The following is a 16,295-nucleotide window of genomic DNA, read 5'->3' as shown; positions in this document are numbered from 1 at the left end:
CGTACGCCTCCGATCGGTCCGTACGGACGGGGCGCGTGCCGGAGCGTTTCACCATCCGGCCAGGAAGATGTGAGGATACGGGCATGAGTAACGTGTTCTTCGACATCACCATCGACAACGAGCCCGCCGGGCGGATCGTCTTCAAGCTGTACGACGACGTGGTCCCCAAGACCGCCAGGAACTTCCGTGAGCTGGCCACCGGCGAGCACGGCTTCGGCTACGAGGGCTCCGGCTTCCACCGGGTCATCCCCGCGTTCATGCTGCAGGGCGGCGACTTCACCGCCGGCAACGGCACCGGCGGCAAGAGCATCTACGGCGAGAAGTTCGCCGACGAGAACTTCCAGCTGAAGCACACCAAGCCGGGCCTGCTCTCCATGGCCAACGCCGGGCCGAACACCAACGGTTCGCAGTTCTTCATCACGACGATCGTCACCGACTGGCTGGACGGCAAGCACGTCGTCTTCGGCGAGGTCGTCGAGGGCATGGACATCGTCAAGACCATCGAGGGCAAGGGCTCGCGCAGCGGTGCCCCCAGCGCGGACGTCCGCATCGCCAAGTCCGGTGTCGTCGACGCCTGATCCCGGCCCCCCGTCGGTGGCCGCGCCCGCGGCGCACCACTGAACTCCGAGCACCCGGTGACCCGTTCACCGGGTGCTCGTGCGTTCGGCGCCGACCTTCCCCCACCTCCCCGGTCCGGTGCGGGCCGGAATCGCCGACCGGCCGACGGAGCGTACGGGTGTTCGCTTAACCTGGCAGTGTCGGACAGCCCTGGTGAGGGGCCGTACGGCAGGCCCGGCGCGCGGCGGTACCCTGCGCAGGGCTCGGGGGAACCGGCGCCGACCCGGCACGCGGGCGCGCGGAACCGGCAGAGGCGGATGCAGGTGAGGAATGGACAGCAGGCCCGTGCGCGAGGCGGCTCGGCCGCGGCGGGAGCCGGTGGACCGGTGACCGGGCGATCCGTTACCGGGCGTTCCGTTACCGGGCGTTCCGTGACCGGGCGAGCACGCGCCCAGGAGCGGCGGGGCCGTTCGGGGGCGGGGCGTCGTGGATAAGGTCCTGCTCACGGCCGCCGGCCTGTACGTCATCGTCCTGCTCCGGGCCGGCGGGACCTTCGCCGTCGGCTGGCTCGCCGGTGCGGGCGCCCGGCGCAGCAGGTTCGGCGAGCGGATCTCCCAGTCCAAGTTCCAGCGCGTCGAGAGCGCCATCCAGCGGTGGGGCGCCCCGGTCGTCGCGGTCTCCTTCCTGACCGTCGGCTTCCAGACCGCCGCCAACTTCCTCGCCGGCAGCATGCGCATGCCGCTCACCCGCTACCTCCCCGCCCTGTTCATCGGCGGCGCCTGCTGGGCCCTGCTGTACGCGACGGCCGGGATCGGCATCCTGGAGATGGTGGGCAGGATGTTCGCCGAGCACACGGCGCTCGGTGCGGGTGCCGTCGCGGCGCTGCTGCTCGCGGTGGGCGCGCTGGTGGTGCACCGGCGTAGGCGCCGCAGCGCGGAGACGGTCTCCGAGGACGCGACGGCCGACGAGTCCTGAGGGCAGCCCCCCCGGGAGCCCGGACTCACGGCCCCGCATGCACCTGGCAGGCCCACAGACTCGGCGTACGCGGATACGTGTCCCGCAGCGCGCGCACCGCCGCGTGCAGAGCCGTTGCCGCCCGGTCGACGTCGAGCCCGCCGTCACCCGTGGCCAGCGCCTCGTACACGCTCCGCGCGAGGCCCGCGCCGATCGTGTCGTCCACGTGCCACAGCGAGCCGATCACGTGCGGGAAGCCCGCGATCTGCAGAGCCCCGACGATGTGCACGGCCTCGTCGGCGAGCTCGGGGCTGGTGCGCAGCGTGTCACAGGCCGACAGATAGGCGAGCCGGACCGACGGCAGCCGCAGCCGGGCGAGGTCCCGGACCGTGAGCGGACGCTCCGCGTGGTCGTGCAGGACGAGGCGGCTGCCCGACGGCCTGACCAGGTCACCGAGCGCGTGGCAGGCGAAGTGGGCGTACGCGGAGTGGGGCAGAGCCGCGAGCACCGCCTGCCGGGTCGCCGAGCCGTCCGCGAGCACCTCGGCGCCGGGCAGCATCCCCGCCACCTCCGCCGCCTCGCGCCGCGCCGCCGGCAACGGGGCGAGCCCGCCGGCCGCCCCGACGGCCACGACCAGGGCCCGGCTGTCCGCGCCTCGGCTGTCCGCGCCTCGGCCGTCCGCTCCCCGCCTTTCCGCTACCCGGCCCGCCGCGCGCGCGGCCCGCGCGCGGGCGTGGTGCAACGCGCGCAGCGTCGGCGTGTACGAGGACACGACCCGGTCGAGCGCACCGGGCCCGCCCTCCGCCGGGGCGGCGGCATGCAGCGGCAGGGTGCCGAGCACCCCACCCGGCGACCACCACACGCGCCCGCCCGCGGCCGGCCCCAGACGGTCGAGCACCGGCCCGGTCACCGCCTCCCACAGCCAGCCGAGCGTGCCGTGGACGGCACGCTGCGCCCGCAGCGACTGGTCCCGCGAGGTGTCCGGCGCCTCGATCCGCAGCAACGCGTCCTGGAACGCCCTGAGTTGGTGGGCGACAGAGCCGGGGTCGAGGCGGGGGAGCGGCACGGCGTCCACGCCCCGCGCGGTGACGACCAGGGCGTGACTGCCGTACGAGGAGACATTGACCAGGACCACCGGACCCGGCTCGGCGATGGCGCGCAGCTCCTGCTCGTCCCACGCACGGACCGGGCGCAGCAGGCCGAGGTCGGGGTGCTCGGCGCGGATCCGCCGCGTGAGCTCCTGCCACTCGGCGGCGAGCTGCTGACGCCGGTCGGCCTGAGCGTCCTGCGGGTCGCGTGCGTCCGGGGCGTCCGGAGCAGCAGGAGAGGACGGGGCGACGGGGGAGGACGGGTCAGCGGGGGAGGCTGGGTCAGCGGGGAAGGCCGGGGCAGCGGGGAAGGCCGGGGCGCGGGCGGCCTCGGCCTGAGGGTCCGCGTCCTCGGCGAGCAGGCCCTGGTTCCCGCCGAGCGTGGCCGCGTCCAGCGCGTCGCGCAGCGCCGTGAACCGTTCGGCCAGGTCCGGGGCCTTCTCCCGGAGCCGGGTGAGGTCGCTGTCGGCGTCGAAGGCATGGGAGAGGATCACGCCCCTGGCCTGTTCGAGCAGCCCGACCGCGAGCCCCGGCCGCCCGCACCGCACCGCGCAGGCCGCAGCCGCCGCACCCAGCCCCACCGTCCGGCTCAGCCGGAACTCCTGGTCGTCACGGACCAGATGGCGGGGCGCGACGGACTGCAGCAGGTCGACCGCCATGACGTAGCCGTCCAACGCCCGTTCCCAGTCGCCGAGTTCGACCCGTGCCTCAGCCAAGGAGCGCGCCGCGTCGAGGCGCAGCCACGGGTTGCCCTGCGCTTCGAGGGCCGCCGCCTCGAACGCCTCGGCGGCCTCGGCAAGGCGCGCCCGGCGCCGCCGACGGCGGCCCGGCACGAGCGGGCGCTGCTGCAGCGCGCTGCCGAGGTTGGTCAGACGCAGCGTGCGCTGCGGATGGCCGGGCGGCGTCAGCTCCACCGACCGCCGGAACAGGGCCACCGCCTCGTCCCGCGCCCCCGACGACACCAGTGCCCGCGGGCTCACGAGCCGCGCCCCGGCGGCCACGGTCAGCGCACCCGGCAGTACGGGCGAGTGCGGGGGCAGCGCGGCGATCGCCAGGTCGGCCAGCTCACGCGCCTCGCGGGCCTCGTCGATCCGCAGCGTCAGGCCGATACGGGCGAGCAGGGCGATGGCGAGATTCAGCCGCCGTGCCGGGAGCATCGGGTCGCCGTCCGGTGTCAGGGCCACCGCCTGCCTCAAGTGGCCCACGGCTTCGTCGAGTTGGGCGCCGGGATCGGCGGCACGCTCGTGCCCGGTCGACAGGCTGATGCCGAGCGAACTCGTCAGCGCCGCCCGGTGCCTGGGGCCGAGGCCGGGCAGCGCGGCGGCCCGGCGCCGGCACTCCTGGGCCTCCCGCAGGTCCTCGCCGTCCTCGGTCAGCTGGTGGCGCAGGCTCAGCGCGGCGCCGAGGTTGAGCAGCCGCAGCCCGAGCAGGGCGTGGCCCTCGGGGGTCAGCGTCACCGCCTCCCGGTGCGCGCGTACCGCCTCGTTCAACTCGTCGGCGCCGCCGGAGCGTTCGTACGCCGCCCGCAGCACCAGGCCGAGGTCGTTGAGGGCCAGGGGCCGGTCCGGGTGCTCCTCGGGCATCAGCACGAGGGCCGCGCGCACCTGCCGCAGGGCCTCGTCCAGCTCGGACCCGTCCGCCTGCGGGTTGTGCAGGTGACGGGAGTAGAGCGCCATCGCGCGCTCCAGGTACGGGGGTTGGGGTTCCGCGGGGGCGGCGGAGGGCGAGGTGCGGGTCGGTTCGGGGGCGGCGGAGGGCGAAGTGCCGGTCGGTTCGGGGGCGTCCGCGGGAGCGGAAGGCTCCGTCGGCTCGGCGGCGTCCACGGGCTCGGAGGTGAGGGCGAGTGCCTTGTCGAGGTCGCCCGGGTCGCCGGTCATCACATGCCGGGCGCGCAGCGCATTGCCGAGAGCGCTCCGCAGCAGGCCCTCCTCCTGCGGGTCCGTGGCCGCCCGAAGTGCCTCGCCGAGTACGGCGACGGCCTCGTCCAGGTCCGCGGGCAGGCCGCTGTACTGCGCCCGCAGCAGGAGCGCCGACCCCAGTGTGTGGCCGGTGAGGGCGGGCCCGTCGGGGTTGCCGGGCACGGCGAGGCGGCACACGTCGACCAGCTCGTCGCACGCCGCGGGCGTCGCGCCCTCCCGCTGCAGCCACAGCAGCAGCGCGCGCCCCAGGGAGCGGAGACAGCGCGGCATCAGCGGGCTGTCGGCGGGGAGTTGGGCCAGTACGTCACGCGCCAGGCCGACCGCCTCGGCCAGGTCCTCCGGGTCGTACGACTTCAGGTAGCGCTCGTGCAGCCGGTCGCCCAGGGCGTGCAGGGCGCGCAGCCGCTCGGGGGAGTCGGCGGGAAGGGTCCGCAGGGCGCGTCGGGCGAGCCCCAACAGGTCGGGACCCGCCGGTTCACCGGCGGCCCCGGCCGTGGGGGTCAACTCCCCGAACGGCCAGTCCTGACCGGCGAGTTGGAGGGCGCGGGTCAGGGCGGCACTGCGGTGCGCGTGCGTCGGCTCGTACTCCGGTGTGGCGAGGACCGCGAGGCTGCCGCAGCCGACCGCCGTGGCGCGTGCGATCTCGGGCGGGAAGCCCATACGCGCGAACACCGCGGCCAACTCGTGGAGTCGGCGCACGCTTTCGGTGGCGTGGTCTTGAGGCGCGTCGTGCCGCCCCTCCGCGACCAGTGCCAGGGCGGCGCACTGCGCCGCCCACTCGGCGGGGCCGTCCGCGTTCGCCGGGTCGGGGCGTACGGCGGGGTCCAGGCTCGCGAAGTACGCCGCCAACGGCTCGGGCACCAGGGACGGGTCGGCGACCCACACCGGGAAGAGCAGCGTTCCGGCCATGCTGCCGTGGACGGTGCCGTGGCCCCCGGCGTCGGCGGCCGCGCGGGCGGCGCACAGCCAGCCCGCCGCGTGCCGGGCCTCCAGGTCGGTCCGGGAGTCGGCGACCCGCAGCAGCGCGCGCAGCTCGGCGTCGGCCGCGCCCCCCGACACGGCTTCCGCCCGCACCCGCCCGTCCTCGGTCCAGGACCGCAGGACACGGTCCCGTACGGCCTGTACGAGCCGGTCACGCTCGCCGCCCACCCCTCGCACCGGACGGTTTTCCGCGTCCGGATCCCGATCGTCCCTCACGTCGCCTTCTCTCCTCTCGCAGGCGGCCCAAGGATGTCAGGAAACCCCTCAACAGGCCTGTCGCTACGGCACACTTGAGCCATGACCGCACCGGCCGACCGCCCCCGACCCGACCCCAGGACCGCGGCGCTGTGCGCACTCCTCGGCTCCACGGACGAGGTGCGGCGGCTGCCCGAGGTCGAGGCCGCGGCCCGGCGCGCCACGGACCTGCTCCGCTCGGGCGCCGACCCCGCGGCCCTTGAGGCCTGCTTCGACGTACTGGACCGGGAGCTGCGCCGGGCCGGGGACGCGGGCGGGCTCGTGTACGGCTCACGCGGCACGCGCGCACCGGGCGTCGTGCCGCACATCAAGGTGGCCGTCTGCCCGGCGCCGGACCGCTGCACGCGCGTGGAGAGAGCCCGCGACCTGCTGCCCGCGCCGCCCTGCGCCGTCCACGGCACGCGCATGCTCAAGACCCGTCTGCGCTGACCGGCGCCGCTCCCGGAAAGCGCCGCGAACCCATGAATCCGCTCCTCACCACCCTGGGCAGCAAGCTCACCGAGCGCTGGCTGAACCTCCTCGTCCTGCCCGGCGCGCTCTTCCTCGCCGCCACCGCCCTCGGCGCGACCCTGGGCCACCGCCACTGGCGGGACCTCGACCTGCTGCGCACCACCCTTGACGACCTCGCGGCCCGCCCCGCGCTCGAACGCCCGGGCACCGCCGCCCTGTTGGTGGCCCTCGCCCTGCTCGCGGCGGCCGCGGCCTCGCTCGCCGCACAGTTCCTCGGCAGCGCCATCGAGCGACACTGGCTCCGCCACCCCCGCGGTCCGCTCACCCGCGCCCTCACCGAGCGCCGCCGACGCCGCTGGGTGGCGCGGGACGCGAAGGTGGACCAGGCACTGCGCCAGACCGTCGCGCACACCGACCCCGGCGCCCCGGACGAGTCGCCGCACCCCGACTCGCCCTCCGCCCGCGCCCTCGCCCGCCTCCAGACCCGCATCGAGCACCGCGACCGCGTCGCGCTCCGCAGCCCGGCCCGCCCCACCTGGTACGGCGACCGCATGCAGACCACCGCCGACCGGGTCGCGGACGCGTACGGCGTGGACCTCGCCGCGCTCTGGCCCCGCCTGTGGCTGACCCTCCCCGAACCGGCCGTACGACAGCTCCAGTCCGTCGGCGACTCCTTCTCCGCCGCCGCCCGCCTCGCCGCCTGGGCGGTGGCGTACGCCCTGCTCGCCTGCTGGTGGTGGCCCGCCGCGCTGGTCGCCGTGGGCTGCGCGGCCGTCGCCCGCACCCGCGCGCACACCGCCCTGGACGCGCTGGCCGAGCTGATCGAGGCGGCCGTCGACGTGCACGGGCGTGAACTGGCAGTGCGTGTCGGCCTGTTGGCGCCCGAGTCCACGGGACGGCTCGGCCCGGAGACCGGCGACGGCCTGTCGGAGCTGTTCAGAAAGGCCGAATGAGGAACTCCCGGCACCACGTACGTCCGCGTGGACCCGCCCCCCCCGAACCGCACCGGCCTCCGCGGTTCCCCCCTTCCCCGCTGGCAGGCTACGAGCGGCACGACGCCCCCGGACCGGGGTGCCGCCGACCGCACGTACCGCCTTCCCGGAGGAACGATGGACCACCTCACCGTCACCGGCATCACCGCGGACCTGGCCGTCCCCGACATCGCCGCGGCCCGCGGCTTCTACACCGGCTATCTCGGCCTGAGCGTCGAGGAATTCAACCTCGGCTGGGTCGCCCGCTACCGCTCACCCGACGGCCGCGCCGAGATCCAGCTCCTCACCCGCGACGCCACCGCGCCCCGCAACCCCGTCGTCTCGGTCAAGGTCGGCGCGGCCATCGACGAGGCCTACGACGAGGCGAGGCGGCTCGGCCTCGAGATCGTGCACCCACTGACCGAGGAGCCGTGGGGCCTGCGGCGCTTCTTCGTCCGCGCACCGGACGGCAACATCCTCAACATCGTCAGCCACCCGGACGACTGACGATGCGTCACCTATGGGGCCCATCACCTCCCGGGGCACATCACCTTCGGACCGTACGCCGCAGCCGCTTGCGCTCCTCCTCGGCGGTGCCGCCCCACACGCCCGTGCGCTGACCGGTGTCGAGCGCCCGGTCGAGACACTCCATCCGCACCGGACAGCGCCGGCACACGCTCTTCGCCACGATCAGATCCCGAACGGCGGACCCGGCGGCCCCGTCCGGGAAGAACACCTCCGGATCCTCGTGCGCGCAGGCCGTCACCAACACCGGCGCGCCCAGCCTCGGCCGGCTGGACGTGAAGGCCGCCCCCGACGCGAACCTCCGCGCCGTCGAGGCCGACGACGACATCGGGTGAGGTCGACATCAAGTGAGGTCGACCCTCTGCACACCCCTTGACGCTGTTCGACAAGGGAAGGCAGCATGCGTACCGACTGGGCGGTATGTGCGGTGGTCATGTGTCCCGAGGGCGGCAGGGGGCAGCGGGGGCCGTGCGGGCCGCCCGCCTGGCCCGGACCTCACCTGGAGACCCGCATCGTGACCAGTGTTCTGATCGCCAACCGAGGCGAGATCGCCGTCCGAGTCGTCCGCGCCGCACGCGCCTCGGGGCTGCGGCCGGTCGCGGTGCACACACCGGGCGACCGGGACGCGCTGCACGTACGTCTGGCCGACGAGGCGCACGAGTTGACCGGCGCCGACGGCTACCTGGACGCCGAGCAGCTGGTCGCCGTCGCCCGGCGCGCCGACTGCGGCCTGGTCCACCCGGGCTACGGATTCCTCAGCGAGAACGCCGAGTTCGCCCGGCTCTGCCGCAAGGCCGGGCTCACCTTCGTCGGCCCCTCTCCCGAGGTCCTCGCCGAGTTCGGCGACAAGGCGCGGGCGCGGGCGCTCGCCGAGGCGCAGGACGTGCCGGTGCTCCGGGCCACCCCGGCAGGCACCACGCTCGCCGAGGCGGCCGCGTTCCTGGACGGACTCGGGCCCGGCGCGGCCGTGATGGTCAAGGCGGCCTCGGGCGGTGGCGGTCGCGGCATGCGCGTCGTACGGCGTCCCGAGGAGCTGGCGGAGGCGTTCGAGCGGTGCCGCTCCGAGGCCGAACGAGCCTTCGGGGACGGGGCGTTGTACGTCGAGGAGCTGCTCGAGTCGGCCCGGCACATCGAGGTGCAGGTGCTCGGCGACGGCAGCGGTGCGGTCAGCCATCTGTGGGACCGGGAGTGCACGATCCAGCGGCGCCACCAGAAGCTTCTCGAGGTGGCGCCGTGCACGACGCTCGGTCTGGAGGAGCGCGCTCCGCTGCTCGCCGCGGCCTGCCGGATAGCCGCGGCGGTCGGCTACCGGGGCCTCGGCACCTTCGAGTTCCTCGTCGACTCCCGTGACCCCGGCCGCTGGTTCTTCATGGAGGCCAACCCGAGGGTCCAGGTCGAGCACACGGTGACCGAGGAGATCACCGGAGTCGACCTGGTCTCCGCCCAGTTGGAGGTCGCCCTCGGCCGCACCCTGGACGACCTGTGCCTCACCCAGGCCGACATCCCGGACCCGCGCGGGGTGGCCGTGCAGGCACGCGTCAACCTGGAGACCCTGCGGCGGGACGGCACCGCGCGGGCCACCTCCGGCCGGATCGAGGTCTTCGAGGTGCCGACGGGACCCGGCGTACGCGTCGACACGCACGGGCACGCGGGACTCGTCGCCGACGGCCGGTACGACTCGCTGCTCGCGAAGGTGATCGTCTCCGTGCCCCGTGGCGGGCTCGACCAGGCGGCCGAGCGGACGGACGCGACGCTCGCCGAGTTCCGCGTCGAGGGCCCCGGCACCAACATCCCCGCGCTGCGCGCGATCCTGAACCACCCGGCGTTCCGCACCGGCGAGGCCACCACCCGCTTCGTGGACGACCACCTGGGCGCCCTGCTGCCACCGGAGGAACCCGCGTCCCCGGAGGGCGACCTCACCGAGGTGCGCGCCGACTTCGTCGCCACCGTCGTCTCCGTCCCCGTACGGGAAGGTCGACACGTCGACGCGGGAACGCCGTTGGTGGTCCTGGAGTCCATGAAGATGGAGCACGTCGTGACCGCGTCCGTCGCGGGCACCGTGCGCGAGGTGCGGGCAGCCGTCGGCGACACGGTGGCCGAGTCGGGGCTGCTGCTTCGCCTCGACCCGGACTCCACGCAGAGCGAACAGGCCGCCGTGGCAGAGGAGTGGCACCTCGACGCGATCCGCCAGGACCTCGCGGAGATCGAGCGGAGGCACGCCGTCACCCTCGACGCCAACCGCCCCGAGGCGGTCGCCCGCCGCCACGGCACCGGGCACCGCACCGCCCGCGAGAACGTCGACGACCTGTGCGACGCGGGCTCGTTCGTCGAGTACGGCTCCCTCGCCGTGGCCGCCCAGCGCCGTCGCCGCTCCCTCGACGACCTGATCGCGCACACCCCCGCCGACGGCATGGTCACCGGGATCGGCACGGTCGACGGCGCCCGCTGCGCGGTCCTCGCGTACGACTACACGGTCCTCGCCGGGACGCAGGGATACGTCAACCACCACAAGACCGACCGGCTGCTCGAACTCGCCGAGCGGCAGCGGATTCCTGTGGTGCTCTTCGCCGAGGGCGGCGGCGGCCGGCCGGGGGACACGGACAGCAACACGGCCTCGGGCCTGGACGTCCCCACGTTCGCGACCATGGGCCGGCTCAGCGGCAGCGTCCCCACCGTCGGCATCGCCTCCGGCCGCTGCTTCGCGGGCAACGCCGCGCTGCTCGGCTGCTGCGACGTCATCATCGCGACCGAGGACGCCAACGTCGGCATGGGCGGCCCCGCGATGATCGAGGGCGGCGGCCTCGGGCGCTACCGGCCCGAGGAGGTCGGCCCGATGTCCGTGCAGGTGCCGAACGGCGTCGTCGACGTCCTGGTGCACGACGAGGCCGAGGCCGTCGACGTGGCCCGCCGCTACCTCTCGTACTTCCAGGGCCCGGCGGCGCATTGGACGCACGCCGACCAGCGCGCGCTGCGGCACGTCGTCCCGGAGAACCGGGTGCGGGTCTACGACGTGCGGGCGGCCGTGCGCGGGATCGCCGACGAGGACTCGGTGCTCGAACTGCGCCCCGCGTTCGGCCGCAGCGTCGTCACGGCCCTGGTCCGGGTCGAGGGCCGCCCGATGGGCCTGATCGCCAACGACCCCACGCACCTCGGCGGCGCCATCGACTCGGCATCGGCCGACAAGCTCGCCCGGTTCCTGCAGCTCTGCGACGCGCACGGACTGCCGGTGGTGTCCCTGTGCGACACGCCCGGCTTCATGGTCGGCCCGGACGCCGAACACACCGCGACCGTACGGCACTTCAGCCGGCTCTTCGTCGTCGGCGCCAACCTGCGGGTGCCCGTCGTGGCGGTGGTCCTCCGCAAGGCGTACGGGCTCGGCGCGATGGCCATGGTCGGCGGCGGCTTCCGCATCCCGGCCGCCACGGTCGCCTGGCCCACCGGCGAGGTCGGCCCGATGGGCCTGGAGGGCGCGGTGCGGCTCGGCTACCGGCGGGAGCTGGAGGCGATCGAGGACCCGGCCGCCCGGCAGCGCGCCTTCGACGAACTGGTCGCCGAGCACTACGACCGCGGCAAGGCGGTCAACGCGGCCACGGTCTTCGAGCTGGACGACGTCATCGACCCGGCGGACACCAGGGCCTGGATCGTCGGAACCCTGCCGTCCGCAACCGGTCAACTACCGCCCGGCCGCCGGTCGTTCGTGGACACCTGGTGAGCGTACGCACGTCACTGTGACTGTGGAGGAGCAAGCCGTGAACAGCGAGAAGCTGGAGCAGTACCTGCGTGACCTGCGCACCCGGCAGGACGCGTCCCGCCCGCCCGGTATCCCGGCGACCGTGCACTACCCGCTCGGCGAGACCGGCATCCCCGAGCACGTCACCCACTGGGCCCGTACGGTGCCGGACCGCCCCGCGATCGTCTTCGAGGGCCGCACCACGACGTACGCGGAGCTCGACGCGCTCATCGGCGCCGTGGCGGGCTGGCTCAGCGAGACCGGCGTACGGCCCGGCGACCGGGTGGCCGTCCTGCTGCCGAACACCCCGCAGTTCCTCGTCGCGATGATGGCGATCCTGCGGCTCGGCGCGGTGCACGTGCCGGTCAACCCGATGTTCCAGGCTGCCGAGTTGGCGCACGAGCTGGCCGACAGCGGCGCCGAGGTCGTGATCACCCTCGACCGGCTCCTTCCGCCCCTCGACACGGTGCTCGACCGCGTCCCCGTACGCGAGATCCTCGTGACCGGACCGGACGAGATGGCCGCCACCGGCACCGAACCCCTCCTGCCCGCAGGCACCCCCGGCCTCACCGCCTGGTCCGCGGCCACCGCACACGCCCCCGCGCCCGCACACCCCACGGACCTGGACGCCCTCGCGGCGCTCAACTACACCGGCGGCACCACCGGGCTGCCCAAGGGCTGCGAGCACACCCAGCGGCACATGCTCTACACCACCGCGTCCAGCGCGAGCGCCATGGGCCGCGGCGCCGACGGCGACTTCATCGCGCTCTGCTACATCCCGGTCTTCTGGATCGCGGGCGAGAACCTCGGCATCCTCAGCCCCCTCGTCCTCGGCGGCACCTCGGTCCTCATGCCCCGCTGGGACCCGGCCGCCGCCCTCGACCTGCTGGCCCGGCACCGCGTCACCACCATGGTCGGCACGGTCGAGAACTACCTGGAGCTGATGGAGCGGCCCGAGTTCCCCGCCGCGGACCTCTCCGCCCTGAACGACCCGATGGCCGTCTCCTTCGTACGGAAACTCAGCCCCGAGGTCCGCCACCGCTGGCAGTCCGCGGCCGGGGCGCACTCGGTGCTCCGCGAAGGCGCGTACGGAATGACCGAGACGCACACCTTCGACGCCACGCCCTACGGACTCGCGCAGGACGACCGGGACCTGCTCGCCGAGCCCGTCTTCTGCGGGGTGCCCGTGCCCGGCACCGACATCGCGGTGGTGTCGTTCGAGACCGGCGAGCCGCTGCCGCTCGGCGAGGTGGGCGAGATCGTCGTCCGCAGCCCCTCCGTGATGACCGGGTACTGGCGCAACCCCGAGGCGACGGCCGCGCAACTGCGGGACGGCTGGCTGCACACCGGCGACAACGGGCGGATCGGCGACGACGGCTGTCTGCGCTATCTGGGCCGCGACAAGGACATGATCAAGGTCAAGGGCATGAGTGTGTTCCCGGCCGAGGTCGAGCTGCTCCTGACCCGGCACCCGGGCGTCCGCACGGCGGCCGTCGTGCCGGGCCGGCACCCGGAGAAGGGGCAGGTGCCGGTCGCCTTCGTGAGCCTCGAACCGGGCGCGACGCTCACCGCCGCGGGCCTGGAGGAGTGGGCGCGCTCGGCGATGGCCGCGTACAAGGTGCCGAAGGTGGGGGTCGTCGGTGAGTTCCCGATGACGACCACCGGGAAGATCCGCAAGGTCGAACTGGTCGAGCGGGCCCAGGAGATCGTCGACGCGGGCTGAGGCGTGTGACGCGGCTTGAAGCGTGTGCCGCGGCCTTGGCGCGGGCCGAAGCGTGTGACGCGGCTTACAGGGCGGCGCCGACCGTTGACGCCGCCCGTCCGCTGCGCGAAGGTGAGACCGTATCTCTAAGCAACTGCTTAGTATGGCAAGCTTCTGAAGGGGTCATGATGCCGGAAGCCGTGATCGTCGCCACCGCCCGCTCGCCCATCGGCCGGGCGTTCAAGGGCTCACTCAAGGACATGCGCCCCGACGACCTGGCCGTCCAGATGGTGCGGGCCGCGCTCGCCCAGGTGCCCGCGCTCGACCCGGCCGAGATCGACGACCTCGTCCTCGGCTGCGGCCAGCCCGGCGGCGAGTCCGGCTTCAACATGGGCCGCATCGTCGCCGTGCTCGCCGGGATGGACCGGGTGCCCGGCACCACCGTCAACCGCTACTGCTCGTCCAGCCTGCAGAGCACCCGCATGGCGCTGCACGCGATCAAGGCGGGCGAGGGCGATGTGTTCCTCTCCGTCGGCGTGGAGACCGTCAGCCGGTACGGCAAGGGCAACGCGGACGGCCTTCCGGACACGCAGAACCCGCTGTTCGGTGAGGCGCAGACCCGGACGGAGAAGTTCACCGCGGGCGGTCAGACGTGGGCCGACCCGCGGAGCTTCGGCGCCCTGCCCGACGCGTACATCACGATGGGGCAGACCGCCGAGAACGTCGCCCAGTTCATGGGCGTGACCCGGGCCGACCAGGACGCCTTCGGTGTGCGCAGCCAGAACCGCGCCGAGCGGGCCCTCGCGGACGGCTTCTGGACCCGCGACATCACGCCGGTGACGCTTCCCGACGGCACCGTGGTCAGCGCGGACGACGGTCCGCGCGCGGGCGTGACCCTGGAGGCCGTCTCCGCCCTGAAGCCGGTGTTCCGGCCCGACGGCACCGTGACCGCCGGCAACTGCTGCCCGCTCAACGACGGTGCCGCGGCCCTGGTGGTCATGTCCGACACGAAGGCCCGCGAGCTCGGCCTGACCCCGCTCGCGCGGATCGTCTCCACCGGAGTCTCCGGACTCTCGCCCGAGATCATGGGCCTCGGGCCGGTCGAGGCCAGCCGCCAGGCCCTGAAGCGCGCCGGGCTCGGCATCGGCGACATCGACCTGGTCGAGATCAACGAGGCCTTCGCCGCCCAAGTCATCCCGTCCGCACGGGAGTTGGGCATCGACGAGGACCGGCTCAACGTCAACGGCGGGGCGATCGCCGTCGGCCACCCCTTCGGCATGACCGGCGCGCGCATCACCAGCACGCTGATCAACTCGCTGCAGTGGCACGACAAGCAGTTCGGTCTGGAGACCATGTGCGTGGGCGGCGGCCAGGGCATGGCCATGGTCATCGAGCGGCTGAGCTGAGGGACCCACACCATGAGTACGAACGGCACGAGTACGAACGGCACGAGTACGAACGGCACGAGTGCGAACGGCATGAGTACGCACGGCACCAGTACGCAGTCCACCACCGACCCCACGAGCAAGGACCCCATGAGCACGCGTTTCGCAGGACGTACGGCCATCGTCACCGGAGCCAGCCGGGGCATCGGCCTCGCCATCGCCGAGCGGCTGGTGGCCGAGGGCGCGAAGGTCGTCGTCACCGCCCGCAAGCAGGAGGCGCTCGACGAGGCGGTCGCGAGCCTCGGCGGGCCCGAGCACGCCCTCGGGGTCGCGGGCCACGCCGACGACACCGGCCACCAGGCCGAGGTGGTCAAGCGCGCCATCGACACCTTCGGCAGCGCCGACCTCCTGGTCAACAACACCGGCATCAACCCGGTGCACGGGCCGATGATCGACCTCGACCTGGCCGCCGCCCGCAAGATCGTCGAGGTCAACTGCCTCGCCGCGCTCTCCTGGGTGCAGCAGGTGCACGGCGCCTGGATGAAGGACCACGGCGGCTCGGTCGTCAACGTCTCGTCGGTGGCGGGCATCCGCCCCGCACCCGGCATCGGCTTCTACGGCGCCTCCAAGGCGATGCTCACCCACATCACCGAGGAGCTGGCGGTCGAGCTGGGCCCCGACATCCGCGTCAACGCGGTCGCCCCGGCCGTGGTGAAGACCAAGTTCGCCACCGCGCTCTACGACGGCCGGGAGGAGGAGGTCGCGGCGGCGTACCCGCTGAAGCGGCTCGGCGTACCGGAGGACATCGGCAGCGTCGTCGCCTTCCTGCTCTCCGCCGACGCGGCCTGGATGACGGGTCAACTCCTCGTGGTCGACGGCGGAGTGACCCTCACCGGAGGTGCCTGATGGCGTGCGGCGGCACGGCCCCGGAGGTCGGGCGATGACCGGCGGCCGGCGCCGCGTCGACGCCGTCGTGTTCGACTTCGGCGGCGTCCTCACCGGCCCGGTACGGGAGTCGATCGCCGCCTGGCTGGACCGCGACGGCATCGACCCGGCCTCGTTCTCCCGCACCCTCAAGGCCTGGCTCTCCCGCGACGCCCCGGACGGCACGCCGATCCACCGCCTGGAGACGGGGGAGTTGAGCACGGCGGAGTTCGACACGCTGCTCGCCGCCGAGCTCACCACCCTGGACGGCGGCCCCGTCGACCCGGTCGGCGTGCTCGACCGGCTCTTCGCGGAGATGCGTGAGGACGAGGCGATGTTCGGCCTCGCGGACGAGCTGCGCCGACTCGGCCTGCGCGTCGGCCTGTTGTCCAACAGCTGGGGCAACATCTACCCGCGCGAGCGGCTCGACGCGCTGTTCGACCCGATCGTCATCTCGGAGGAGGTCGGCCTGCGCAAGCCGCACGCCGAGATCTTCGAGCTCACCCTCGACCGCCTCCGACTCCCGGCCGAACGCGTGGTGTTCGTGGACGACGCCGAGCCCAACGTCCTCGGCGCCCGCGCCGTGGGCATGCGTGCGGTCCTGCACACGGACCCGGCGGCGACGCGCGCGGCCCTGGGGGAGCTGGTGCCGGAGCTGACGTAGTCCCGGCAGGGGTCGGCGAGGACCGGGCGGTGGGGAGCCGGTCCTCGCCGTACTCGGTGTGGGCGCCGGTTCAGGGGTGTCCCCGGGCCCCCGCTGTCGGGGCTCCGCCCCGGACCCCGTATCGCGCTCCGCGCTCGTCCTCAATCGCCGGACGGGCTGATCAATCAGCCCCGGCCACTGGGAGGACCG

Annotated in this window: 12 protein-coding genes; 10 read left to right on the top strand and 2 right to left on the bottom strand. The window is 73.9% G+C overall.

Annotation, left to right across the window (positions count from 1 at the left end):
* The first annotated feature begins 83 nt into the window (after positions 1–83).
* Together RCO28_RS22945 and RCO28_RS22940 are read left to right on the top strand one after the other, a co-directional pair.
* On the top strand, positions 84–578 hold the full coding sequence (locus tag RCO28_RS22945; RefSeq protein WP_308943080.1) for a peptidylprolyl isomerase: 495 nt from the start codon (positions 84–86) through the stop codon (positions 576–578).
* 466 nt (positions 579–1,044) lie between these two features.
* The gene (locus tag RCO28_RS22940; RefSeq protein WP_308943079.1) at positions 1,045–1,533 is read left to right on the top strand and encodes a VTT domain-containing protein; all 489 of its coding nucleotides are present in this window, start codon (positions 1,045–1,047) and stop codon (positions 1,531–1,533) included.
* Between the two features lie 25 nt (positions 1,534–1,558).
* On the opposite strand, the gene RCO28_RS22935 is transcribed toward RCO28_RS22940, so the two are convergent.
* Entirely contained in the window at positions 1,559–5,716 is a 4,158-nt protein-coding gene (locus tag RCO28_RS22935; RefSeq protein WP_308943078.1) for a CHAT domain-containing protein, read from the bottom strand.
* An 81-nt stretch (positions 5,717–5,797) separates the two neighbouring features.
* On the opposite strand from RCO28_RS22935, the gene RCO28_RS22930 reads away from it, so the two are divergent.
* From RCO28_RS22930 to RCO28_RS22920, 3 genes are all read left to right on the top strand, one after another.
* The gene (locus RCO28_RS22930) at positions 5,798–6,184 is read left to right on the top strand and encodes a hypothetical protein (protein WP_308943077.1); all 387 of its coding nucleotides are present in this window, start codon (positions 5,798–5,800) and stop codon (positions 6,182–6,184) included.
* A gap of 32 nt (positions 6,185–6,216) precedes the next feature.
* A complete protein-coding gene (locus tag RCO28_RS22925) occupies positions 6,217–7,158 on the top strand; it encodes a hypothetical protein (RefSeq protein WP_308943076.1) in 942 nt (313 codons plus the stop codon).
* A gap of 156 nt (positions 7,159–7,314) precedes the next feature.
* Positions 7,315–7,683 carry a VOC family protein gene (locus tag RCO28_RS22920; RefSeq protein WP_308943075.1) on the top strand — a complete coding sequence of 123 codons (369 nt, stop codon included), beginning with the start codon at positions 7,315–7,317 and terminating at the stop codon, positions 7,681–7,683.
* 40 nt (positions 7,684–7,723) lie between these two features.
* Here RCO28_RS22920 and RCO28_RS22915 read toward each other — a convergent pair whose 3' ends face one another.
* Positions 7,724–8,029: a WhiB family transcriptional regulator gene (locus RCO28_RS22915; protein WP_374991224.1), complete on the bottom strand. Its 306-nt coding sequence runs from the start codon at positions 8,027–8,029 to the stop codon at positions 7,724–7,726.
* A gap of 186 nt (positions 8,030–8,215) precedes the next feature.
* Between RCO28_RS22915 and RCO28_RS22910 the strand changes: the two genes are divergently transcribed.
* The 5 genes from RCO28_RS22910 to RCO28_RS22890 all read left to right on the top strand — a co-directional run bounded on the left by RCO28_RS22910 (position 8,216) and on the right by RCO28_RS22890 (position 16,106).
* Positions 8,216–11,413, top strand: coding sequence for a carboxyl transferase domain-containing protein (locus RCO28_RS22910; RefSeq protein ID WP_308943074.1), 3,198 nt, complete (start codon positions 8,216–8,218; stop codon positions 11,411–11,413).
* A 37-nt stretch (positions 11,414–11,450) separates the two neighbouring features.
* Positions 11,451–13,154: an AMP-binding protein gene (locus RCO28_RS22905; RefSeq protein WP_308943073.1), complete on the top strand. Its 1,704-nt coding sequence runs from the start codon at positions 11,451–11,453 to the stop codon at positions 13,152–13,154.
* A 167-nt stretch (positions 13,155–13,321) separates the two neighbouring features.
* A complete protein-coding gene (locus RCO28_RS22900; RefSeq protein ID WP_308943198.1) occupies positions 13,322–14,539 on the top strand; it encodes an acetyl-CoA C-acetyltransferase in 1,218 nt (405 codons plus the stop codon).
* 129 nt (positions 14,540–14,668) lie between these two features.
* Positions 14,669–15,424, top strand: a complete 756-nt coding sequence (locus tag RCO28_RS22895; RefSeq protein ID WP_308943197.1) for an SDR family oxidoreductase — start codon at positions 14,669–14,671, stop codon at positions 15,422–15,424.
* 34 nt (positions 15,425–15,458) lie between these two features.
* Positions 15,459–16,106 carry an HAD family phosphatase gene (locus RCO28_RS22890; protein ID WP_308943072.1) on the top strand — a complete coding sequence of 216 codons (648 nt, stop codon included), beginning with the start codon at positions 15,459–15,461 and terminating at the stop codon, positions 16,104–16,106.
* Positions 16,107–16,295: the final 189 nt, after the last annotated feature.

The sequence above is a fragment of the Streptomyces sp. LHD-70 genome (assembly GCF_031157275.1).
In the GTDB taxonomy this organism is placed as follows: Bacteria; Actinomycetota; Actinomycetes; order Streptomycetales; family Streptomycetaceae; genus Streptomyces.
The sequence above is the reverse complement of the archived record's forward strand: the minus strand, read 5'-3'. Positions and strand labels throughout refer to the sequence as shown.